This is a genomic window from Pseudomonas putida (assembly GCF_016406145.1).
Lineage (GTDB): Bacteria > Pseudomonadota > Gammaproteobacteria > Pseudomonadales > Pseudomonadaceae > Aquipseudomonas > Aquipseudomonas putida_E.
This window is the reverse complement of the sequence record NZ_CP066306.1, coordinates 3,954,943-3,978,349: the sequence shown is the minus strand read 5'-3', so window position 1 is coordinate 3,978,349 and position 23,407 is coordinate 3,954,943. Positions and strand designations below refer to the sequence as shown.

13 protein-coding genes are annotated in these 23,407 nt (G+C 64.4%); 4 read left to right on the top strand and 9 right to left on the bottom strand.

The window, feature by feature from the left end; translation table 11 throughout:
- Window positions 1-5: 5 nt before the first annotated feature.
- The 6 genes from ccoO (JET17_RS18135) to ccoN (JET17_RS18110) all read right to left on the bottom strand — a co-directional run bounded on the left by ccoO (JET17_RS18135) (window position 6) and on the right by ccoN (JET17_RS18110) (window position 5,645).
- Window positions 6-614, bottom strand: coding sequence for a cytochrome-c oxidase, cbb3-type subunit II (gene ccoO, locus JET17_RS18135; protein WP_012315407.1), 609 nt, complete (start codon window positions 612-614; stop codon window positions 6-8).
- Entirely contained in the window at window positions 614-2,056 is a 1,443-nt protein-coding gene (gene ccoN / locus JET17_RS18130; protein WP_012315406.1) for a cytochrome-c oxidase, cbb3-type subunit I, read from the bottom strand. Before ccoN (JET17_RS18130) ends, ccoO (JET17_RS18135) begins: the two co-directional genes overlap by 1 nt.
- Before the next feature lie 407 nt (window positions 2,057-2,463).
- Window positions 2,464-3,405, bottom strand: coding sequence for a cytochrome-c oxidase, cbb3-type subunit III (ccoP, locus tag JET17_RS18125; RefSeq protein WP_012315405.1), 942 nt, complete (start codon window positions 3,403-3,405; stop codon window positions 2,464-2,466).
- Window positions 3,402-3,593: a cbb3-type cytochrome oxidase subunit 3 gene (locus JET17_RS18120; protein ID WP_012315404.1), complete on the bottom strand. Its 192-nt coding sequence runs from the start codon at window positions 3,591-3,593 to the stop codon at window positions 3,402-3,404. The genes ccoP and JET17_RS18120 overlap by 4 nt, the downstream gene beginning before the upstream one ends.
- 5 nt (window positions 3,594-3,598) lie before the next feature.
- Window positions 3,599-4,207, bottom strand: coding sequence for a cytochrome-c oxidase, cbb3-type subunit II (gene ccoO / locus JET17_RS18115; protein WP_012315403.1), 609 nt, complete (start codon window positions 4,205-4,207; stop codon window positions 3,599-3,601).
- Between the two features lie 13 nt (window positions 4,208-4,220).
- Window positions 4,221-5,645, bottom strand: a complete 1,425-nt coding sequence (ccoN, locus tag JET17_RS18110; protein ID WP_012315402.1) for a cytochrome-c oxidase, cbb3-type subunit I — start codon at window positions 5,643-5,645, stop codon at window positions 4,221-4,223.
- Window positions 5,646-5,694: 49 nt separating this feature from the next.
- Here ccoN (JET17_RS18110) and JET17_RS18105 point away from each other — a divergent pair, with 49 nt between their 5' ends.
- Window positions 5,695-6,387, top strand: coding sequence for an alpha/beta family hydrolase (locus tag JET17_RS18105; protein WP_012315401.1), 693 nt, complete (start codon window positions 5,695-5,697; stop codon window positions 6,385-6,387).
- Between the two features lie 159 nt (window positions 6,388-6,546).
- Here JET17_RS18105 and JET17_RS18100 read toward each other — a convergent pair whose 3' ends face one another.
- Complete coding sequence (locus JET17_RS18100) at window positions 6,547-6,831, bottom strand: pyrimidine/purine nucleoside phosphorylase (RefSeq protein WP_012315400.1); 285 nt, start codon at window positions 6,829-6,831, stop codon at window positions 6,547-6,549.
- Window positions 6,832-6,923: 92 nt separating this feature from the next.
- The gene (locus JET17_RS18095; RefSeq protein ID WP_012315399.1) at window positions 6,924-7,469 is read right to left on the bottom strand and encodes an exonuclease domain-containing protein; all 546 of its coding nucleotides are present in this window, start codon (window positions 7,467-7,469) and stop codon (window positions 6,924-6,926) included.
- 163 nt (window positions 7,470-7,632) lie between these two features.
- On the opposite strand from JET17_RS18095, the gene JET17_RS18090 reads away from it, so the two are divergent.
- Window positions 7,633-8,433: a substrate-binding periplasmic protein gene (locus tag JET17_RS18090; protein WP_042111604.1), complete on the top strand. Its 801-nt coding sequence runs from the start codon at window positions 7,633-7,635 to the stop codon at window positions 8,431-8,433.
- A 64-nt stretch (window positions 8,434-8,497) separates the two neighbouring features.
- The gene (locus JET17_RS18085) at window positions 8,498-9,511 is read left to right on the top strand and encodes a GNAT family N-acetyltransferase (RefSeq protein ID WP_012315397.1); all 1,014 of its coding nucleotides are present in this window, start codon (window positions 8,498-8,500) and stop codon (window positions 9,509-9,511) included.
- 98 nt (window positions 9,512-9,609) lie between these two features.
- On the opposite strand, the gene JET17_RS18080 is transcribed toward JET17_RS18085, so the two are convergent.
- On the bottom strand, window positions 9,610-10,140 hold the full coding sequence (locus tag JET17_RS18080; RefSeq protein WP_012315396.1) for an RNA polymerase factor sigma-70: 531 nt from the start codon (window positions 10,138-10,140) through the stop codon (window positions 9,610-9,612).
- A gap of 305 nt (window positions 10,141-10,445) precedes the next feature.
- On the opposite strand from JET17_RS18080, the gene JET17_RS18075 reads away from it, so the two are divergent.
- Window positions 10,446-23,399 carry a non-ribosomal peptide synthetase gene (locus JET17_RS18075; protein WP_012315395.1) on the top strand — a complete coding sequence of 4,318 codons (12,954 nt, stop codon included), beginning with the start codon at window positions 10,446-10,448 and terminating at the stop codon, window positions 23,397-23,399.
- The last annotated feature ends 8 nt before the right edge of the window (window positions 23,400-23,407 follow it).

The following is a 23,407-nucleotide window of genomic DNA, read 5'->3' as shown; positions in this document are numbered from 1 at the left end:
CAGCGTCACCGTTTGCTTTTGATGATGGTGCCAAGACCCTGCAGGTACGCGACCAGTGCGTCCATTTCGGTCTTGCCCTTGACCGCGTCGCGGGCACCGGCGATGTCGGCATCGGTGTACGGCGTGCCCAGGGTACGCAGCACTTCCAGCTTCTTCGCGGTGTCTTTGCCGTCGAGTGTGTTCTCCACCAGCCACGGGTAGGCCGGCATCTTCGACTCCGGCACGACGTTGCGCGGGTTGTACAGGTGCGCGCGGTGCCAGTCATCGGAGTAGCGGCCGCCGACGCGGGCCAGGTCCGGGCCGGTGCGCTTGGAGCCCCACAGGAACGGGTGATCCCACACGCTTTCACCGGCCACCGAGTAGTGGCCGTAGCGCTCGGTTTCAGCGCGGAACGGGCGGATCATCTGCGAGTGGCAGCCCACGCAACCTTCGCGGATGTAGATGTCACGGCCTTCGACTTCCAGCGCGGTGCGCGGCTTCATGCCTTCGACGGGTTTGTTGGTGACGTCCTGGAAGAACAGCGGGACGATCTGGGTGAGGCCACCGACGCTCACGGCGATGACCATGAAGAAGGCCAGCAGGCCGATGTTCTTCTCGACAGCTTCATGCTTCATCAGTGGGCTCCCACAACAACGATCTTGGCGGCTTCATCCGCTTCTGCCGGGTTGGCGGCGCGTACGGTGCGCAACACGTTGTAAGCCATCAGCAGCATGCCGGAGGCGAAGAACGCACCGCCCAGGGCGCGGACGATGTAGCCCGGGTGGCTGGCCTGCAGGGCTTCGACGAAGGAGTAGGTCAGCGTGCCGTCATCGTTGATGGCGCGCCACATCAGGCCTTGGGTGATGCCGTTGACCCACATCGAGGCGATGTACAGTACGGTGCCGATGGTCGCCAGCCAGAAGTGCGCGTTGATCAGGCCCACGCTGTGCATCTGATCGCGGCCATACAGGCGCGGGATCATGTGGTACACGGCGCCGATCGAGATCATCGCCACCCAGCCGAGCGCGCCAGCGTGTACGTGGCCGATGGTCCAGTCGGTGTAGTGCGACAGCGAGTTCACGGTCTTGATGGCCATCATCGGGCCTTCGAAGGTGGACATGCCGTAGAACGCCAGCGATACCACGAGGAAGCGCAGGATCGGGTCGGTGCGCAGTTTGTGCCAGGCACCGGACAGGGTCATCATGCCGTTGATCATGCCGCCCCAGCTCGGCGCCAGGAGGATGATCGACATCACCATGCCCAGCGATTGCGCCCAGTCGGGCAGCGCGGTGTAGTGCAGGTGGTGCGGGCCTGCCCAGATGTACAGGGTGATCAGTGCCCAGAAGTGGACGATCGACAGGCGATACGAGTAGATCGGCCGCTCGGCCTGCTTGGGCACGAAGTAGTACATCATCCCCAGAAAGCCCGTGGTGAGGAAGAAGCCCACGGCGTTGTGGCCGTACCACCACTGGATCATCGCGTCGGTGGCGCCGGAGTAGGCCGAGTAGGACTTGAACAGGCTTACTGGCAGCGAGATGTGGTTGACGATGTGCAGCATCGCGGTAACCACGATGAAGGCGCCGTAGAACCAGTTGCCGACGTAGATGTGCTTGGTCTTGCGCTTGACGATGGTGCCGAAGAACACCAGCCCGTAGGTGACCCAGACGATGGCCAGCAGGATCGCCAGTGGCCACTCGAGCTCGGCGTATTCCTTGGTGGTGGTGTAGCCCATCGGCAAGGTGATCAGCGCACCGACGATGACGGCCTGCCAACCCCAGAAGGTGAAGGCAGCCATGCTGTCGGAGATCAGCCGGGTCTGGCAGGTTCGCTGCACCACGTAGTAGCTGGTGCCGAACAACGCACAGCCGCCGAAGGCGAAGATGACCAGGTTGGTATGCAAGGGGCGCAGGCGGCCGAAGCTGGTCCAGGGCAGGTCCAGGTTCAGTTGCGGCCACACCAGCTGCGAGGCGATGAAAACGCCCAGGCCCATGCCAAGGATCCCCCAGACCACCGTCATGATGGCGAACTGGCGGACGACCTTATAGTTATAAGCAGTCGGACTGATTGCTGTGCTCATTCTAAGGTTCCACGGTTTTGGTGTTCTTGTTGGTTGAAAAATCGGCGCCAGTATCGATAACCGCCAGGGTTATGGCAACGCAAGGAGCCCTGCGCCGACCCGTGTCCGGGCCCTGTTGCCGGTGTCCCGCGGCAATAGGGTCTGGGCGATTGTACACAAATAAATATTTGTAATGTGTACCGTTTTTCACCTTTTTCTGATCGATCGGTCAAGCTTTTTTTCCAGACGGCGTCAGGCGATGCACCGCGTCTGCTTCGCTGGATTGACAGCGAAGGCCACTGTGGCAACAAGCTTAGTTCTGTTCGGAGGGGGTGCAAGGCGGGGCTAGGGGCGGGGAGGTGCCGGGGGCGCTTTGCGGCCCAATCGCCGGCAAGCCGGCGAATGGGCTGCAGAGCAACCCCGGGTTGTTACTTGGCAGTCACGGTTTCAGTCATGTCACCCTGCGAAAGGCTGTACACATAAGCCGCCAGCAAATGCACCTTGTCATTGCCCTGAATTTCCACCTGGGCCGGCATTTGCCCCTGGCGGCCATAGCGGATGGTCTGCTGCAGTTGGGCAAAGCTCGAACCGTAGATGAACGCCTGCGGATGGTTCAGGTTAGGTGCGCCCATGGCTGGGGTGCCATTGCCCTCGGGCCCGTGGCAGGCCACGCAGTTGCCGGCGAAGATCTCCTTGCCCTTGGCCACATCAGCCTTGGCGCCTTCCGGCAGGCTGCGGCCATCAAGGTTCGTCAGCACGTAGGCGGCCACATCCGCCACGCCCTGTTCGCCGATCACCTCAGCCCAGGCCGGCATCACGCCGTGGCGGCCATTCATGATCGACGCCTTGATGGTTTCGGGCTCGCCGCCCCAGCGCCAGTCATTGTCGGTCAGGTTGGGGAAACCATAGGCGCCTTTGGCGTCCGAGCCGTGACATACCGAGCAGTTGGAGGCGAACAGGCGGCCGCCCATCTTCAATGCCTGCGGGTCCTTGGCCACTTCCTCGACTGGCATGGCTGCATACTTGGCGAAGATCGGGCCGAATCTGGCGTCGGCCTTGTCCATTTCCTTCTGCCATTCGTTCACGCCGGTCCAACCATTCTCGTAGCCGGGCAGGATGCCCTTCCAGTTGCCCAGGCCCGGGTAGAGAATCAGGTAGCCGACTGCGAACACCAGGGTGCCGACGAACAGCCAGAACCACCACTTGGGCAGCGGATTGTCATACTCCTCGATGCCGTCGAAGCTGTGCCCCATGGTCTGGTCGGTGGTATTGCTGCTCTGGCCCTTGCGGGTCGACAGCAGCAGCCAGGTCAGCCCGATCAGGCTGCCGATGGTCAGTACGCAGATGTACGTACTCCAGAAGGTAGTCATTGGGGATTACTCCTCATGCCAGTGTCCTGCCCGGCAGGGGGCAGGCGGTCGTCGACGAAAGGCAGCAGGCGCGCTTCGGCGAAATCATGGTCGCGACGGCGGTTGAAAACCCACAGCGAAAGGCCGATGAAGGCAATCATCACCACCAGGGTGCCCACGCCGCGGATCATGCCGATATCCATTTCCATCGCACTCACCTCTTGTTCTTGATCGCGGTGCCGAGCACCTGCAAGTAGGCGACCAGGGCGTCCATCTCGGTCTTGCCCTTGACCGCATCACGCGCACCGGCAATGTCCTGGTCGGTGTACGGCACCCCCAGGGTGCGCAGGGTGCGCATCTTGGTGTCGGTGTGGCTGTTGTCGACCTGCTGGGCGACGAGCCATGGGTAGGACGGCATCTTCGACTCCGGCACCACGTTGCGCGGGTTGTACAGGTGCGCGCGGTGCCAGTCGTCTGAGTAGCGCCCGCCGACCCGGGCCAGGTCCGGGCCGGTGCGTTTGGAGCCCCACAGGAACGGGTGGTCCCACACACTTTCACCGGCCACCGAGTAGTGGCCGTAGCGTTCTGTCTCGGCGCGGAACGGGCGGATCATCTGCGAGTGGCAGCCCACGCAACCTTCGCGGATATAGATATCGCGGCCTTCAAGCTGCAGCGCGGTGTAAGGCTTCATGCCTTCGACCGGCTTGTTGGTGACGTCCTGGAAGAACAGCGGGACGATCTGGGTCAGGCCGCCGATGCTGACGGCGAACACCATCAACAGGGCCAGCAGGCCGACGTTTTTTTCGATGACTTCATGTTTCATCAGGCAGGTCTCCTCAGGCCAGCTGGGCGTTGGCAGGGGCGGCCTCGGTGGCTGGTGCACGTACGGTGCGCCAAGTGTTCCAGGCCATCAGGAACATGCCACTGAGGAAGATCGCGCCACCGACGAAACGCACGATGAAGCCCGGGTGGCTGGCCACCAGGGTTTCCACGAACGAGTAGGTGAGCGTGCCGTCGCTGTTCACCGCGCGCCACATCAGGCCTTGGGCGATGCCGTTGACCCACATCGAGGCGATGTACAGCACGGTGCCGATGGTCGCCAGCCAGAAGTGCGCGTTGATCAGGCCGATGCTGTACATGCGTGCCTTGCCGAACACTTGTGGAATGGTGTGGTACAGCGCGCCGATGGAGATCATCGCTACCCAGCCGAGGGCTCCGGCATGCACGTGGCCGATGGTCCAGTCGGTGTAGTGGGACAGGGCGTTGACCGTCTTGATGGCCATCATCGGGCCTTCGAAGGTGGACATGCCGTAGAACGCCAGTGACACCACGAGAAAGCGCAGGATCGGGTCGCTGCGCAGTTTGTGCCAGGCACCTGACAGGGTCATCATGCCGTTGATCATGCCGCCCCAGCTGGGGGCCAGCAGGATCAGCGACATCACCATGCCCAGCGACTGCGCCCAGTCGGGCAACGCGGTGTAGTGCAGGTGGTGGGGACCGGCCCAGATGTACAGGGTGATCAGCGCCCAGAAGTGGACGATCGACAGGCGATAGGAGTACACCGGGCGTTCGGCCTGCTTGGGCACGTAGTAGTACATCATCCCCAGGAAGCCAGCAGTGAGGAAGAAGCCCACGGCGTTGTGGCCGTACCACCACTGCACCATGGCGTCGGTGGCCCCGGCGTAGACCGAGTACGACTTGGTCAGGCTGACCGGCAGTTCCAGGTTGTTGATGATGTGCAACATGGCTACGGTCAGGATGAAGGCACCGAAGAACCAGTTGCCGACATAGATATGCTTGGTGGTGCGCTTGATCAAAGTGCCGAAGAACACGATGGCGTAGCAGACCCAGACGATGGTGATCAGGATGTCGATCGGCCATTCCAGCTCGGCGTATTCCTTGGAACTGGTGTAACCCAGCGGCAAGGTAATGGCCGCCAGCAGGATGACCAGTTGCCAACCCCAGAAGGTGAACGCGGCCAGCCCTGGTGCGAAGAGGGTGGTCTGGCAGGTGCGTTGCACCGAATAATAGGAGGTGGCGAACAGAGCGCAGCCGCCGAACGCGAAGATCACCGCATTGGTATGCAGTGGGCGCAGGCGGCCGAAGCTGGTCCAGGGGAGGTCGAAGTTAAGGGAAGGCCAGGCGAGCTGGGCGGCGATGAAGACGCCGAGCCCCATCCCGACGATTCCCCACACCACCGTCATGATGGCGAATTGGCGGACCACCTTGTAGTTATAGGCGGTACTGCTGGTTGTGTTCATGTATGGGTTCCCATCCACGGTTATTGGCAGGCTTTACAGCGAGGCAAGCATGATTAATGGGCAACGTGCCGGTATTGACGGGGATCAATGGGCGAAGATCGGAAATGTCCCAGGCTTGCACTGCAACCCGGCGCAGAATCAGCAAGATGGCAGTGCTGCGGCGTGCCTGATCCTGGCCCATGGCGCTGGCGCGCCGATGGACAGCGGGTTCATGGATGAAATGGCGCAGAGGCTGGCGGCGCTTGGCGTAGGGGTGGTTCGCTTCGAGTTTCCCTACATGGCCGAGCGCAGGGCAGGGGGTGGCAAGCGGCCACCCAACCCACAGAAGGTGTTGCTCGAATGCTGGCGCGAGGTGTACCGGCAGGTGCGACCTTTGGTCACGGGCAAGCTGGCGATTGGCGGCAAGTCAATGGGCGGGCGCATGGCCAGCCTGCTGGCCGACGAGTTGGGTGCTGACGCGCTGGTGTGCCTGGGCTATCCGTTCTATGCCGTGGGCAAACCGGAAAAACCACGGGTCGAGCATTTGGCGGGCTTGCAGACGCCTGCTTTGATCGTGCAGGGCGAGCGGGATGCGCTGGGTAATCGTGAAGCCGTGCAGGGGTATGCGTTGTCACCGTCGATCGAGGTGAGCTGGCTGGTGGCAGGCGATCATGATCTGAAACCGCTGAAGGCTTCGGGGTTCAGCCATGAGCAGCATTTGCAGGCGGCGGCTGAGAAGGTTGCGGGGTTCCTCAGAGGCTGACTACCTGTAGGAGCGGCCTTGCCGGGGCGCCGGACCGGTCGGAAAGGGCTGCGAAGCAGACCCAGCAATTGTTGTTGCGCTGCTGAATCCTGGGGCCGCTTCGCAGCCCTTTCGCGACACAAGGCCGCTCCTACAAGCGACCGTGTGTGCAGCAACAGATCAGTCGCGATACTCGCACAGGTAGGCGGTATCCACCGCCACTTTCAGCTGGAACTTGCTGTCGGCGGCCACATTGAACTTGTCGCCGGCGTTGAAGGTTTCCCAGTTGTCGCTGCCCGGCAGCTTGACGGTCAGCGCACCGGAAACCACATGCATGATTTCGCGCTTGGCGGTGCCGAACTCGTATTCGCCCGGTGCCATGACGCCGACGGTGGCCGGGCCTTCAGTGCCTTCGAAGGCGATCGACTTGACGGTACCATCGAAGTACTCGTTGACCTTGAACATGGGGCGACTCCTGAAAAAGAGGGGATGAAAAAGGGCTGGCCAGTATGCCCAAGCCCATCCGCCCCGTCATCTGCTTTCAGGCGGCCCAGAGCTCAAATGCCCGGCAGGCTCAAGGGCAATAGCCGCGCGGTATTGCGGGCATCCTCCAGCGCCCGGTGCTGTTGCCCGCAAAAATGCATACCGGCCAGTTGCAGGGCACCGTTGAGGCCCGTCGGGCGCTGCAGATGACGAGCCTTGGCGAAGCGCTGCTTGAGGTTGATATGCGGCAGGTTGCGCAACAGGCTGTCGAGTTCATGTTGCTGCCATTCCTGCAGCAATTGCTGGCGGTCGTAATCACCCCAGCTGACCCAGGCCTGCAATTGCCCGCGATGGTGCCCCAACCAACGTTCGAAACGCGCCCATACCTCGGGAAATGGCGCTGCGCTATCCACATTGGCCTGGCTGATGTGCGTCAGTTCGCGGCAGAACGGCGTCAGTTGCGGCCGCCGCCTGGGCCGCACGAAGCGCTGGAAGTGGTCCACTTCGCGGCCTTCACGGGTCACCAGGCTGGCGCCGATTTCAATGATTTCCATCTCCGTCACCGGCCAGCCACCGTCGTCGGTGGTGGCTTCCAGGTCGATCACCAACCAGTGGCCCATACCAGGCTCCCTCGCCATACATGCCAAAGCAGCGTAGCCAATGTCCGGCGTCACGGCATCCCCTGGCAAAATGCCCTCACTTTGGCATAACCAGCAGTTGTGCCTTGCCAGGAAAACGCCTAGCTTAGGCGCATCCAGGTATGAACCGTGATGAGTGTCCGTCTTGACTCCAGCGCCCGGCCGGAAGGCTTTGACCACCCTGTTGATGCTGGCCGCAGTATGGCTGGCGGCTCCGGTCTGGGCTGCCGATGCCATCGAGGTAAAGATCGGTGCTGCGCATTTCCCGCCTTATACGGTTCGCCCCGAGCAGGGGGCTGACACCGGGCTGCTGCCGCAACTGGTCGAAGCGTTGAACCGTCTGCAGCAAGATTATCGTTTCGTGCTGGTGCCCACATCGATTCAGCGGCGCTTTGGCGATTTCCAGCAAGGCCGCACCGATATGGCCATCTTCGAAAACCCGCAGTGGGGCTGGCAACGGATACCGCATCAGGCGGTGGACATGGGCCTGGAAGATGCCGAGGTGTTCGTGGCCAAACAGGCCGATGGCCGGGACCAGCACTATTTCGATGATCTCGCCGGCAAGCGCCTGGCGCTGTTCAACGGCTACCACTATGCATTCGCCCGTTTCAACCCGGACCCCAACTACCTGCGCAAGACCTACAACGCCACGCTGACCTATTCGCACGACAGCAACCTGCTGATGGTCCAGGCTGGCCGAGCCGACATCGCGCTGGTAACGCGCTCTTACCTCAGTGATTTCCTGGCGCGCAACCCGGCCAGTCACAGCCGGTTGATCGCCTCCACGCGCATCGACCAGGTCTACCATCACTATGCTTTGCTGCGCCCCGGCGCGCCTATCAGCGATGCGCAATTGGCCGCGCTGCTGCGCCACCTGCGTGATACCGGCGAACTGGCCCGCATCTTCCAGCCTTACCGGATCACCGTCGAAGCCCCCCATGACTAAATTCCCCGATTGCAGTGACGTTTTCAGAAGTGAGCCTTTCTTTCATTTTCTGTGAGCCCTGACCATGCCGTTCGATGCCGCTTCTCAGCCCTTGTCACAGCCTCGCTGGCGCAGCCTGAGCGCTGAAGAGGGCGATTGCTGGTTGAGCCTGACCCTGGAGGGTCGCCCGCTGATCCAGGTGCGCCTGGCGCCAGCTGCTACCCTGGCGGTGCATATTGAACGCCTATGCCCCGAACGCCCACAGCAGGCCCTGTGGGCCGCCTGTTACTGGTTGTTGTCGCGGGATCCAGCCTGTCAGCGCCTTGCCTGGCACCTGCCCCAGCCTGTACCTGAGACCCTCGCCAGCGGCCTGTTGCTCAGCACGGAACAGCCAGGCGTGTACCTGTGCGAGCGCGCTATGTTCTGGCAGTTGCCACAGCCTTGGCTTGGCCAGTTGGTCAGCGGCGCATACCCACAACAGATGCAGATCAGCAATGGCAAGCGCCACCCGCGCCGCGCACCCAAGCCCCATGGCGAGGTGTATCGGCGCTTCGATGCGCGCCTGGGGAGTTGGGTGTCGCTGCGCACCCTGGAGATCGACCAGGACCTGGAGCGCTTCAATCGCTGGCAAAACAACCCGCGTGTGGAGCAGTTCTGGCAGGAGGGCGGGTCGCTGGAGCAGCACCGGGAATACCTGGCCAAGCTGGAAGCCGACCCGCACACCGTGACCTTGATCGGCTGTTTCGACGATCAGCCATTTGCCTACTTCGAGGCTTATTGGGCCAAGGAAGACCGCATCGCGCCGTTCTATCAAGCTGACGACTACGACCGCGGCATCCACATGCTGGTGGGTGAGCAGGCGCATCGCGGTCCGCACAAGGTCGCCAGCTGGCTGTCGGCGCTGGTGCATTACCTGTTTCTGGATGACCCTCGCACCCAGCGGGTGGTGGCCGAGCCCCGTGCCGACAATGGCAAGATGATCGGCTACATGCACGACCAGTGCTTCCATTGCGACAAGGAGTTCGATTTTCCGCACAAGCGCGCAGCGTTGATGATTCTGGGGCGGGAGCGGTTTTTCGATCGTTGCAGGCTGGCTTAGGGGGCTTCGAGCTTCGAGCTTCGAGCTTCAAGCTTCAAGCTGCAAGAGAGGAGCGCGTCGCCGCTGATCCATCTTGTAGCTTGAAGCTTGCAGCTGCTTCAGACCTGCCGGCTGGCGGTCTTGCGGCAATGTACCAGCGCATCACGGATCATGAAGTTGACCAGCGTGGGCGACACACCCAGCTCCTTGGCGATGTCTTTCTGCGGCACGCCGTGCAGGCGGTACATCTCGAAAGCGTAACGGGTGCGCTGGGGTAGCTCGTTGAGCGCCTCGGCAATGTGCTCGAGGGCCGCCAGGTTGATGTGCGTGGCTTCGGGCGAGGCATTCTGGATGACCACGTTCAAGCCTTCCTCTTCGCTGCCTGAATACTTCAGCTCCATCGCCTGTTTGCGGTAATGGTCGATGGCCAGGTTGCGCACGATCTGGAACAGGTAGCTGAGCTGGGCCTTGAACGACGAGGTGATCTGGGGGGCGGCGCCGAGCCGGAAGAAAGCGTCCTGCACCACGTCTTCGGCCCGTGAGCGGCAGCCGGTAATGCGGGCTGCGATCTTGACCAGGATACTGCGGTTGTCGACGAATGCCTGGAGTAATGGTGAATCGCACTTACTTGTGGATAGTTGTTCCGCCATGGAAATCACCTTGTCACAGAGGGGAATAGGAGCACCCCACATGGGGAAGCTTCCTACGACGTGCGACAAATTATTCAGAATGATAATGATTGTCAAATACGAAAGTTAATGAGTATCTGTTAGTTTAAGTTCTAAGCAGGCGATCGTGATGCGCGTCACTTTCCGTGCGCCTGGTCACTGCGACATCCCGGTAATTTCTTGCGCTGCCCATCCGTTCCCCTGTGTACATCCGGCCGCCGGACGCTGCCCGCCGAACCACGCGGGGCAGCCGGCCCGACTTACCCAGACACTGGCAGGAACACCCCATGATGGACGCCTTCGAACTCCCGCTCTCGCTGGTCCAGGCCCTGGCGCAACGTGCTGCGCACACCCCTGACCGCATCGCCTTGCGCTTTTTGGCCGATGCCCCCGGCGAGCAGGCGGTGCTCAGCTATCGGGACCTGGACATGCGTGCGCGCACCATCGCAGCAGCCTTGCAGGCCCGCGCCGCGTTCGGTGACCGCGCCGTGCTGCTGTTCCCCAGCGGGCCGGACTATGTGGCGGCGTTCTTCGGCTGCCTGTATGCCGGTGTCATCGCTGTGCCGGCCTACCCGCCGGAGTCTTCGCGCCAGCATCACCAGGAGCGCCTGCTGTCGATCATCGATGACGCCGAGCCCCGCCTGCTGCTGACCGTCGCAGCGCTGCACGACAGCCTGCAGGGCCTGCAAGCACTCGCCGCAGACAGCGCCCCTGAGCTGCTGACGGTGGATGGCCTGGACCCGGCCCTGGCTAATGACTGGCGCGAACCGGCGCTGGCCGGCGACGACATCGCCTTCCTCCAGTACACCTCCGGCTCCACCGCGCTGCCCAAGGGCGTGCAGGTCAGCCACGGCAACCTGGTGGCCAACGAGCAGTTGATCCGCCATGGGTTTGGCATCGACCTCAACCCCGACGATGTGATCGTCAGCTGGTTGCCGCTGTACCACGACATGGGCCTGATCGGCGGGCTGCTGCAGCCCATCTTCAGTGGCGTACCGTGTGTGTTGATGTCGCCAGGTTACTTCCTCGCGCGGCCGCAGCGCTGGCTGCAGGCGATCAGCGAATACGGCGGGACCATCAGCGGCGGGCCGGACTTTGCCTACCGCCTGTGCAGCGAGCGGGTCAGTGAGGCGGCCCTGGCCAGCCTCGACCTGAGCCGCTGGCGTGTGGCCTATTCCGGCTCCGAGCCGATCCGCCAGGACAGCCTGGACACCTTCGCCGAGAAGTTCGCCCCCTGCGGTTTCACGCCCAGCAGTTTCTTTGCCAGCTATGGCCTGGCCGAGGCCACCTTGTTCGTCAGCGGCAGCCGCCGTGGCCAAGGCATCGGCGCGCTGGAACTCGATGCCGACGCCTTTGCCGCCAACCGCGCAGAAGCCGGCAAGGGCAGCGTGCTGATGAGCTGCGGCTACCCGCAGCCAGGCCATGCGGTACGTATCGTCGAGCCGCAGTGCCTGGACGTGCTGAGTGACAATCGGGTTGGCGAAATCTGGGCCGCTGGCCCCAGCATCGCTTCGGGCTACTGGCGCAACCCTGAGGCCAGCGCGCGGACCTTTGTCGAAATGGACGGCCAGAGGTGGCTGCGTACCGGTGACCTGGGCTTCATGCGTGAAGGTGAAGTGTTCGTCACCGGGCGCCTGAAAGACATGCTGATCGTCCGTGGCCAGAACCTCTATCCGCAGGACCTGGAAAAAACCCTGGAACGTGAAGTCGATGTGCTGCGCAAGGGCCGTGTAGCGGTATTTGCCGTGGACGACCAGGGTGAAGAGGGGATCGGTGTAGCGGTGGAAATCAGCCGTAATGTGCAGAAAGCGTCCACCCCCGAGGCGCTGATCAAGACGCTGCGCCAGGTCGTCGCCGACGCCTGCCGCCAGGCGCCTGCCGTGGTCCTGCTGCTCAACCCGGGGGCATTGCCCAAGACCTCCAGCGGCAAGCTGCAGAGATCGGCCTGCCGCCTGCGCATGGACGATGGCAGCCTGGACTGCTATGCCCGCTTCCCGACGCCCGTCGAAACCGGTGAAACTGCCGCTGCCGGCGACGGCCTGCAAGCACACATCGCGGCCCTCTGGTGCGAGGTGCTCAAGGCCGAATCAGTCGCCGCCGATGATCACTTCCTGCTGCTGGGCGGCAACTCCATCGCTGCCACTCAGGTGACTGCGCGTCTGGCCGATGAGCTGGGAATCGCGCTGGGCCTGCGCACGCTGTTCGAAGCACCGACCCTGGCGCAGTACAGCGCTGCCGTGGCGGCAATCCTTGCCCAGGGTGGTGGCGAAAAGGCGACCATTGCCCGCCTTGACCGTGGGCAGGCCCTGCCGCAGTCGTTGGCGCAAAACCGCCTTTGGCTGCTGTGGCAGCTGGCGCCGCAGTCGGCGGCCTACAACATACCTGCCGGCCTGCACCTGCGCGGCGAGCTGGACGAAGCTGCGCTGGATGCCGCATTCCAGGCGCTGGTGGCGCGCCACGAATCGTTGCGCACCGTGTTCAGCGAAGAACACGGCCAGGCGCTGCAGCGCATCTTGCCCCGGCAGGCGTTCACCCTGCGGCACCTGGACCTGCAAGGGCTGCCAGCCACCGACGTGGCCGAGCGCCGTGAAGCCGAAGCACAGCTACCGTTCGACCTGGGCCAGGGCCCGTTGCTGCGCGTGACCTTGGTGCGGCTGGGTGACGAAGACCATCAGCTGTGGGTGACCTTGCACCACATCGTCGCCGATGGCTGGTCGCTGAACATCTTGCTCGACGAATTCGCCAAACTGTATGCCGCCCGCTGCCAGGGCTTTGAGGCTGCGCTGGCGCCTTTACCACTGGGTTACGCCGACTATGGCAACTGGCAGCGCCAATGGTTGGCCCAAGGCGAAAGCGCGCACCAGCTTGAATACTGGAAAGCCCGGCTGGGTGATGCGCTGCCGGTGCTCGACCTGCACCCGGACCAGCCGCGTTCCAGCCAGCAGGCAAACCGCGCCGCACGCTTGAGTGTAAAAGTACCGGCCAAGCTGAGCGAAGCACTCAAGGGCCTGGCCCGCGAACATCAGGCCAGCTTGTTCATGGTGCTGCTGGCAGCCTGGCAGGGCCTGCTGCACCGCTACACCGGCCAGCACGACATCCGTGTCGGCGTGCCCAATGCCAACCGCCCGCGCCAGGAAACCCAGGGCATGGTCGGTTTCTTCATCAACACCCAGGTGCTGCGAGCGCAGCTCGATGGCCGCCTGCCGTTCACGCAACTGCTGGCTCAGGTACGCCAAGCGAGCCTCGATGCCCAGGCCCACCAGGACCTGCCGTTCGAGCAACTGCTCGAAGCGTTGCCCGACGCCCGTGAGCAGGGCCTGTTCCAGGTCATGTTCAACCACCAGCAGCGCGACCTATCGGCCTTGCGCCGCCTGCCGGGCTTGCTGGCAGAAGAGCTGCCATGGCATAGCCGCGAAGCCAAGTTCGACCTGCAGCTGCACAGCGAGGAAGACCACTTGGGCCGCCTGAGCCTGGCCTTCGACTACGCCGCCGAGCTGTTCGCCGAAGATACCGTCACCCGCCTGGCCCAGCACCTGCTGGCGCTGCTCGAGCAAGTGTGCGCGGACCCGCAACTGGCCCTGGGCGAAGTCGCTTTGCTGGATGAGCAAGGCTGCCACCAATTGCTGGCCTGGGGCCAGGCGCCGGCGCCGGCACCGCAGCGCCTGGTGGTCGAGCAACTCAATGAACAGGCGCGCCAGACCCCTGAGCGCAGGGCGCTGGTATGGGAAGGCGGCAGCCTGGATTACGCCGAGCTGCACCAACAAGCCAACCGCCTGGCCCATTACCTGCGCGACAAAGGCGTCGGCCCCGACTGCTGCGTGGCCATCGCTGTGGAGCGCTCGCCGCAGCTGCTGGTCGGTCTGCTGGCGATCCTCAAGGCAGGCGGTGCCTATGTGCCGCTTGATGTCGACTACCCGGCCGAACGCCTGGCCTACATGCTGCGCGATTGCCAGGCCAGCCTGCTGCTGAGCAACAGCGGTAGGCTGGCCACCTTGCCGCAAGTCGACGGCGTCAGCGCTATTGCCCTTGACCAGTTGCACCTGGACAGCTGGCCAAGCCACGCGCCAGGCCTGCACCTGCACGGCGACAACCTGGCCTATGTGATCTACACCTCCGGTTCCACCGGCCAGCCCAAAGGCGTGGGCAATACCCATGCAGCCTTGGCCGAACGCCTGCAGTGGATGCAGGCCACCTATGCGCTGGATGCTGGCGATGTGCTGATGCAGAAGGCGCCGATCAGCTTCGACGTGTCGGTCTGGGAGTGCTTCTGGCCGCTGATCACCGGCTGCAAGCTGGTGCTAGCCGGCCCCGGCGAGCACCGTGACCCGCAGCGCATCGCCGCGCTGGTGCAGCAGCACGGGGTCACCACGCTGCACTTCGTGCCGCCTTTGCTGCAGGTGTTCGTGCAAGAGCCGCTGGCCGCTGGCTGCACCAGCTTGCGCCGGCTGTTCTGCGGTGGCGAGGCGTTGTCGGCGAGCTTGCGCGACCGCGTGCTGCAACGGCTGCCGCAGGTCCAACTGCACAACCGCTATGGCCCGACCGAAACCGCCATCAACGTCACCCATTGGCACTGCCGTGCTGAAGACGGCGAACGCTCGCCCATTGGCCGGCCGTTGGGCAACGTGGTGTGCCGTGTGCTCGATGGCGAACTGCAACTGGCCGCACCGGGCGTGCCAGGCGAGCTGTACCTGGGAGGTGCGGGTCTTGCCCGCGGCTACCTGGGCCGTCCTGGCCTGACCGCCGAACGGTTCGTGCCGCAGGCCGATGGCAATGGCGAGCGCCTGTACCGCAGTGGCGACCGTGCCCGCTGGCAGGTACAGGCCCAGGCACTGGAATACCTCGGCCGCCTGGATCAACAGGTGAAAGTGCGAGGTTTTCGCGTCGAGCCCGAAGAAGTCCAAGCCTGCCTGCTTGCTCAGCCGGGTGTCGAGCAAGCGCTGGTGCTGATCCATAAGGACGCCGTGGGCGCGCAGCTGGTCGGCTACTACAGCGGCCCGGGGCAAGCTGAGGCATTGCTCGCCAGCCTGGCCGAACGCCTGCCTGCCTACATGGTGCCAGCGCAACTGATCGCGCTTGAACACATGCCGCTGGGCCCTAGCGGCAAGGTCGATCGCAAGGCGTTGCCGGCACCGGTCTGGCAGCAGCGCGAACATGTAGCGCCGCAGACAGCGTTACAGCAGCAGGTCGCGGCCATCTGGTGCGAGGTGCTGAGCCTGCCGCGCATCGGCCTGCACGACGATTTCTTCGCCCTTGGCGGGCACTCGCTGCTGGCCACCCAGATCGTCTCGCGCACCCGCCAGGCCTGCGATGTCGAGCTGCCCTTGAAGGTGCTGTTCGAAGCCAGCGAGCTGGGCGCCTTCTGCGCCGAGATCGCCCGCATCCGCGAAGCCGGCGAACGCAACCTGCAGGGCGAGATCACCCGCGTCGACCGCCGTCAGGCTGTGCCGCTGTCGTATTCGCAACAACGCATGTGGTTCCTCTGGCAGATGGAGCCGGACAGCCCGGCCTACAACGTCGGCGGCATGGCGCGCCTGCGTGGCACGCTGCATGTGGATGCGTTCGAGCGCGCGCTGCAGGCGTTGATCGTGCGCCATGAAACCTTGCGCACCACGTTCCCCGCCATTGACGGTGTGCCGTACCAGTGCGTGGCCGCCGACGGCGCCGTACAGCTGGACTGGCAGGACTTCAGCACCTTGCCGGCAGCCATCCGCGAGCAGCGCCTGCAGCAACTGGCCGACGCCCAGGCGCACCAGCCGTTCGACTTGGAACGTGGCCCGCTGTTGCGCGCCTGCTTGGTCAAGGCCGCGGAGCGCGAGCACTATTTCGTGCTCACGCTGCACCATATCGTCACCGAAGGCTGGGCCATGGACATCTTCGCCCGCGAACTGGGCGAGCTGTACGAAGCGTTCGTCGATGAGCGCGAGTCGCCACTGACGCCGTTGCCGGTGCAGTATCTGGACTACAGCGTCTGGCAGCGGCAGTGGCTGGAAAGCGGCGAAGGGGCGCGCCAACTGGCCTACTGGAAAGCCCGCCTGGGCGATGAGCACCCGGTCCTGGCCCTGCCGGCTGACCGGCCACGCCCGGCCGTGCAGACCCACCGTGGCGAGCTGTACCGCTTTGAGCTGGACCCGGCGCTGGTTGCCCGCGTGCATGCCTTCAACAGCCAGCGCGGGCTGACCTTGTTCATGACCATGACCGCCACCCTGGCCGCCTTGCTGCACCGCTACAGCGGCCAGCGCGACCTGCGCATCGGTGCGCCGGTGGCCAACCGTATCCGCCCCGAAAGCGAAGGGCTGATCGGCGCCTTCCTCAACACCCAGGTGCTGCGCTGCGAGGTGGACGGGCAGATGACCGCCGCCGCCTTGCTCAACCAGGTGCGCCAGGCCGCCATCGAAGGCCAGTCCCACCAGGACCTGCCGTTCGAGCAGCTGGTAGAAGCTTTGCAGCCACCGCGCAGCAGCGCCTACAACCCGCTGTTCCAGGTAATGTGCAACGTGCAGCGCTGGGCCTTCCAGCAAAGCCGTGAGCTGGCAGGCATGCAGGTGGATTACCTGGTCAACGATGCCAGCGCCACCAAGTTTGATCTGTACCTGGAGGTGACCGACCTAGATGGCCGTCTCGGTTGCTGCCTGACCTACAGTCGCGACCTGTTCGATGAACCGCGGATCGCGCGCATGGCCGAGCATTGGCAACAGTTGCTGGTCGGCCTGCTGGACAACCCGCAACAGCGCCTGTGCGAGCTGCCGATGCTGGCCGGGGCCGAACAGCAGGTATTGCTCGACCAGTTGCAGGGTGAGCATGATCCCGCCCCTGACCAGACCCTTCACGGCCTGTTCGCCGCCCAGGCTGCACGCACGCCACAAGCCGGCGCGCTGACCTTCGGCGGCCGGCACCTGAGCTATGCCGAGCTCGACCAGCAGGCCAACCGCCTGGCCCGTGCCCTGCGCGAGCGGGGTGTCGGCCCGCAGGTGCGCGTGGGCCTGGCGCTGGAGCGTTCGCTGGAGATGGTCGTCGGCCTGCTGGCGATCCTCAAGGCCGGTGGCGCTTACGTGCCGCTCGACCCGGAATACCCGCTCGACCGCCTGCGCTACATGATCGAGGACAGCCGTATCGGCCTGCTGCTGAGCCAGCGTGCGCTGCTCGAAACCCTTGGCGAACTGCCCGACGGCGTAGCGCGCTGGAGCCTGGAGGACGACGCCGCAGGTTTGTCCGCCTACAGCGATGCGCCCTTGGACAACCTCAACCTGCCGCAGCACCAGGCCTATCTGATCTACACCTCGGGCTCCACCGGCAAACCCAAGGGTGTGGTCGTCAGCCACGGTGAAATCGCCATGCATTGCCAGGCGGTGATCAAGGCCTTCGGCATGCGCAGCGACGACTGCGAACTGCACTTCTATTCGATCAACTTCGACGCGGCCAGCGAGCGCCTGCTGGTGCCGCTGCTGTGCGGCGCCCGCGTGGTGCTGCGTGCCCAAGGGCAATGGGGCGCAGAGGACATCTGCCAACTGGTGCGCGAGCAAAAGGTCAGCATTCTCGGTTTCACCCCAAGCTATGGCAGTCAGCTGGCCCAGTACCTTGCCGGGCAGGGCGAGCAAATGCCGGTACGCCTGGTGATCACCGGTGGCGAGGCACTGACCGGCGAGCACCTGACGCGTATCCGCCAGGCATTCGCCCCCCAGCAGTTCTTCAACGCCTACGGCCCGACCGAGACGGTGGTCATGCCCCTGGCTTGTCTTGCCCCTGACACCTTGCCCACCGATGCCGGCAGCGTGCCGATCGGCCGGGTGATCGGTGCCCGCAGTGCCTATATCCTCGATGATGACCTGGCGTTGCTGCCACAAGGCGGCATCGGCGAGTTGTACATCGGCGGGGTAGGGCTTGCCCAGGGCTATCACGACCGCCCTGGCTTGAGCGCCGAGCGTTTTGTCGCCGACCCGTTCAGCCATGACGGTGGGCGCCTGTACCGCACCGGTGACCTGGTGCGCCTGCGCGCCGACGGCCTGGTTGAGTATGTCGGGCGTGCCGACCAGCAGGTGAAGATCCGCGGCTTCCGTATCGAGCTTGGCGAAATCGAGAGCTGTCTGCAGGCGCATGCCGATATCGAAGAGGCTGTGGTGCTGGCTCACGACTTGCCCGGCGGCAAACAGCTGGTCGGCTACCTGGTGTGCAAGCAAGCCAGCGCTGACAGTGAGGTCCAGGCCCGGTTGCGCGAAGCGGTCAGGGCGCACGCCCGCCAGCACCTGCCCGATTACATGGTGCCGGCGCACCTGGTGCTGCTGGGCAGCCTGCCGCTGATGGGCAACGGCAAGCTGGACCGCCGTGCCTTGCCGCTGCCAGACCTGGAACAGGCCCGCGAACAGTACCTGGCACCTGCGAACGCGCTTGAGGAGCAACTGGCGCAGATCTGGCGCGAGGTGCTCAACGTCTCCCGCGTGGGCGTGCAGGACAACTTCTTTGAACTGGGCGGTGATTCGATCCTGTCCATCCAGGTGGTCAGCCGGGCCCGTCAGCTGGGCCTGCAGTTCACCCCGCGCGACCTGTTCCAGCACCAGACCATCCAGACACTGGCCGCCGTGGTCAGCCGCAGCGAGGTAGCGAACAGCATCGAACAGGGCCAGCGCCAGGGCCGCAGCGGCCTGACGCCGATCCAGCACTGGTTCTTCGACAGTGAGGTGGCCCAACCGCAACACTGGAACCAGGCCGTCTTGCTTCAGGCGCGCGTGCCGCTGGACAGCGCCCTGCTGGAGCGGGCCCTGGCCACCCTGGTGGCACACCACGACAGCCTGCGCCTGCGGTTTACCCAGGCAGATGGCCGCTGGCAGGGCGAATACGCCGCATCGCCTGGCGAGCAATTGCTATGGACTGCCACGGTGGCCGATTTCAATGCCTGTCAGGCGCTGTACACCGACGTACAGCGCAGCCTGGACCTGGCTCAGGGGCCGTTGCTGCGGGCCTTGCTGGTCAGCGACGGGCAGGGCGCCCAGCGGCTGTTGCTGGCGATCCATCACCTTGTGGTCGATGGAGTGTCCTGGCGCGTGCTGCTCGAAGACCTGCAGGCGCTGTACCGTGGTCAGCCGCTGGCGGCCAAGACCCACGCCATGGCCGACTGGGCTGCGCGCCTGGCAAGCTACGCCGGCAGCGATTCGCTGCGCGATGAGCTCGGCTGGTGGCAAGACCGGCTGGGGGATGTGCGCCATGAACTGCCATGTGATCACCCGCAGGGCGGCAACCTGCAGCGGCATGCCGATACCCTGGCCATCGCCCTGGATGTGGAGCAGACCCGTCAGTTGTTGCAACAGGCCCCCGCGGCGTACCACACCCAGGTCAACGACCTGCTTCTGACTGCCCTGGCGCGCACGCTTTGCCGCTGGACCGGTGACGACGAGGTGCTGGTGCAGCTAGAAGGCCATGGCCGTGACGGGCTGTTCGAAGACATGGACCTGACCCGCAGCGTGGGCTGGTTCACCAGTGCCTACCCGCTACGCCTGAACCCTCAGGCGGGTGAGGACGACAGCGCCCGCGCCACCTCGATCAAACGCATCAAGGAACAGCTGCGCGAGGTGCCGCACAAAGGCCAGGGTTACGGCGTGCTGCGTTACCTGGCTGATGAGGCCGGGCGCGAGAGCATGGCCGCGCTGCCGCAAGCACGCATCACCTTCAACTACCTCGGCCAGTTCGACCAGCAGTTCGAAAGTGCGGCGCTGTTCCAGCCGCTGGATGCCCCTGCAGGCCTGGCCCACGACCTCGACGCGCCACTGCCGAACTGGCTGAGCGTCGACGGCCAGGTCTATGGCGGTGCCTTGCAGTTGCGCTGGACTTATAGTCGCGAGCGTTTCGACGAGCAGACCATTGCGCGCCTGGCCGAGGCTTATCGCCACGAACTGCTGGCCGTGGTCGGCCACTGCCTGGCCCAGGGTACGGGCAGCTTCACGCCCTCGGACTTCCCACTGGCGCACCTGACCCAGGAACAGATCGACGCGCTGCCGGTTCCGGCTGCCGAAATCGAAGACGTCTACCCGCTGACCCCAATGCAGGAGGGGCTGCTGCTGCATACGCTGCTGGAGCCGGGTACCGGCATCTACTACATGCAGGACCGTTACCGCATCAACAGCGCCCTCGACCCGCAGCGCTTCGCCCAGGCCTGGCAGGCGGTGGTGGCGCGCCACGAGGCACTGCGGGCATCGTTCAGCTGGAATGCCGGCGAAGCGATGCTGCAGATCATCCACAAAGCGGGTAACACCCCTGTCGACTACCAGGACTGGCGCGGCCTCGACGACACGGCCCAGGAACAACGCCTGCAAGCACTGCACAAGCAAGAGCGCGAGGCCGGCTTCGACCTGCTGCGCCAGGCGCCGTTCCACCTGCGGCTGGTGCGGGTGGACGATGAGCGTTACTGGTTCATGATGAGCAACCACCACATCCTCATCGATGCCTGGTGCCGCTCGTTGTTGATGAACGACTTCTTCGAGCTCTACCAGGCCCTCGGCGAAGGCCGCCAGGCCCAGCTGCCGGTGCCGCCACGCTACCGCGACTACATCGGCTGGCTGCAACGCCAGGACCTGGACGAAGCACGACGCTGGTGGCAGGCCAACCTGGCCGGCTTCGAGCGCGCCACGGCGATCCCAAGCGACCGCCCCCTGCGTCATGATCATGCCGGTGACGGCATGCTGGTCGGTGACTGTTACACCCGCCTGGAGGTAAGTGATGGCGTGCGCCTGCGCGAACTGGCCCAGGCTCACCAACTGACCATCAACACCTTTGCTCAGGCGGCTTGGGCCCTTGTGCTTGCACGCTACAGCGGCGAGCGCGACGTGGCCTTTGGCGTGACCGTTGCCGGGCGGCCGGTGAGCATGCCGCAGATGCAGCGCACCGTCGGCCTGTTCATCAACAGCATCGCCCTGCGTGTGCAATTACCCGAACCGGGCCAGCGGTGCAGCGTGCGGCAGTGGCTGCAAGGCCTGCTGGAGCGCAACATGGAGCTGCGCGAATACGAATACCTGCCGTTGGTGACGATCCAGGAGTGCAGCGAACTGCCCAAAGGCCAGCCGCTGTTCAACAGCTTGTTCGTGTTCGAGAACGCCCCGGTGGAGACCGCGGTGCTCGACCATGCCCAGCACCTCAACGCCAGCTCGGACTCGGGCCGTACTCACACCAACTTCCCGTTGACGGCGGTGTGCTACCCGGGCGACGACCTTGGTCTGCACCTGTCGTTCGACCAGCGCTACTTCGACCATTCAACCGTCGAGCGCCTGCTGGCCGAGTTCAAGCGCCTGTTACTGGCGTTGGTGCAAGGTTTCGACGGGCAGGTCAGCGAGCTGCCGTTGCTGGGTGAGGCAGAGGAACGCTTCCTGCTTCAGGCGTGCAACCACACCGAACGGGCCTATGCCTTGGAGCAGAGCTACGTCGCGCAGTTCGAGGCACAGGTTGCTGCACACCCCGGGCGCACGGTGGCCCGTTGCATGGAGGCGAGCTATGACTATGCCGGCTTGAACCTGGCAGCCAACCGCCTGGGCCATGCGCTGGTCGCTGCGGGTGCAGGCATCGATCAGCCGGTCGCGCTGCTGGCCGAGCGGGGCCTGCCACTGCTGGGCATGATCGTCGGCAGCTTCAAGGCAGGTGCCGGTTACCTGCCGTTGGACCCTGGCCTGCCGTCGGCGCGCTTGCAGCGTATCGTCGAGCTCAGCCGCACGCCGGTGCTGGTGTGCAGCGCAGCCTGTGCCGAGCAGGCGCGCCTGTTGCTGGGCGAACTGGCCGGCGTGGCGCGGCCGCGGCTGTTGATATGGGAAGAGGTGCAATCGAGCAACATCGCCAGCCACAACCCGGGTATCCACAGCGGGCCGGACAACCTCGCCTACGTGATCTACACCTCAGGCTCCACTGGCCTGCCCAAAGGCGTGATGGTCGAGCAGCGCGGCATGCTCAACAACCAGCTGAGCAAGGTGCCGTACCTGGCGCTGAGCGAGCATGATGTGATTGCCCAGACCGCCTCGCAGAGCTTCGATATCTCGGTCTGGCAGTTCCTTGCCGCGCCATTGTTCGGCGCCAGGGTCGAGATTGTGCCAAACGCCATCGCCCACGATCCGCAGGGCCTGCTGACGCATGTTCAGGCCACCGGCATCACGGTGCTGGAGAGCGTGCCCTCGCTGATCCAGGGCATGCTGGCCAACGATCATCAGGCGCTGGGTGGCCTGCGCTGGATGCTGCCGACCGGCGAAGCCATGCCGCCGGAGCTGGCCGCGCAATGGCTGCAGCGCTACCCGGGCATCGGCCTGGTCAACGCCTACGGCCCGGCGGAGTGCTCCGATGACGTGGCGTTCTTCCGCGTCGACCTGGCCTCGACCCGTGGCAGCTACCTGCCGATCGGCACGCCAACCGACAACAACCGCCTGTACCTGTACGGCGAGGACCAGGCCCTGGTGCCGCTGGGCGCGGTGGGCGAGCTTTGCGTAGCCGGTACCGGCGTGGGCCGGGGCTATGTCGGCGACCCGGAGCGTACCGCTCTGGCCTTCATCCCGCACCCGCACGGTGCGCCGGGCGAGCGCCTGTACCGCACTGGTGACTTGGCACGGCAGCGCCCGGATGGCGTGTTCGAATATGTCGGTCGTATCGACCACCAGGTGAAGATCCGCGGTTACCGGATCGAACTGGGTGAAATCGAAGCCCGCCTGCACGAGCAGGCCGAAATCCGCGACGCCGCCGTGGGTGTACAGGACGGTGTCAACGGCAAGCACCTGGTCGGATACCTGGTGGCTCATCAGGGCGTCACCGCCGATGCCGCGCTGCTTGAGCAGGTCAAGCAACGCCTGCGTGCTGATTTGCCGGAATACATGGTGCCGCTGCACTGGGGCTGGTTCGACAGCCTGCCGCACAACGCCAACGGCAAGCTCGACCGCAAGGCTTTGCCGGCCATCGACATCGGCGGCCAGCATGGCCAGGCCTACTTGGCGCCACGCGACGAGCTGGAAGAGGTGCTCGCCCGTATCTGGGCCGACGTGCTGAAGGCCGAGCGGGTAGGGGTGCACGACAACTTCTTCGAGCTGGGCGGGCATTCGCTTCTGGCAACGCAGATTGCCTCGCGGGTGCAGAAACAGTTGCAGCTGAACGTCCCGCTGCGGGCGATGTTCGAGTGCAGTACGGTTGAGGAGTTGGCGGAGTATGTGCGTGGGCTGCAGGGCACTGCGCTGGATGAGGACAAAGTCGACCGGCTCAGTGACCTTATGGCCGAGCTCGAAGGGATGTAGGAAAGCGG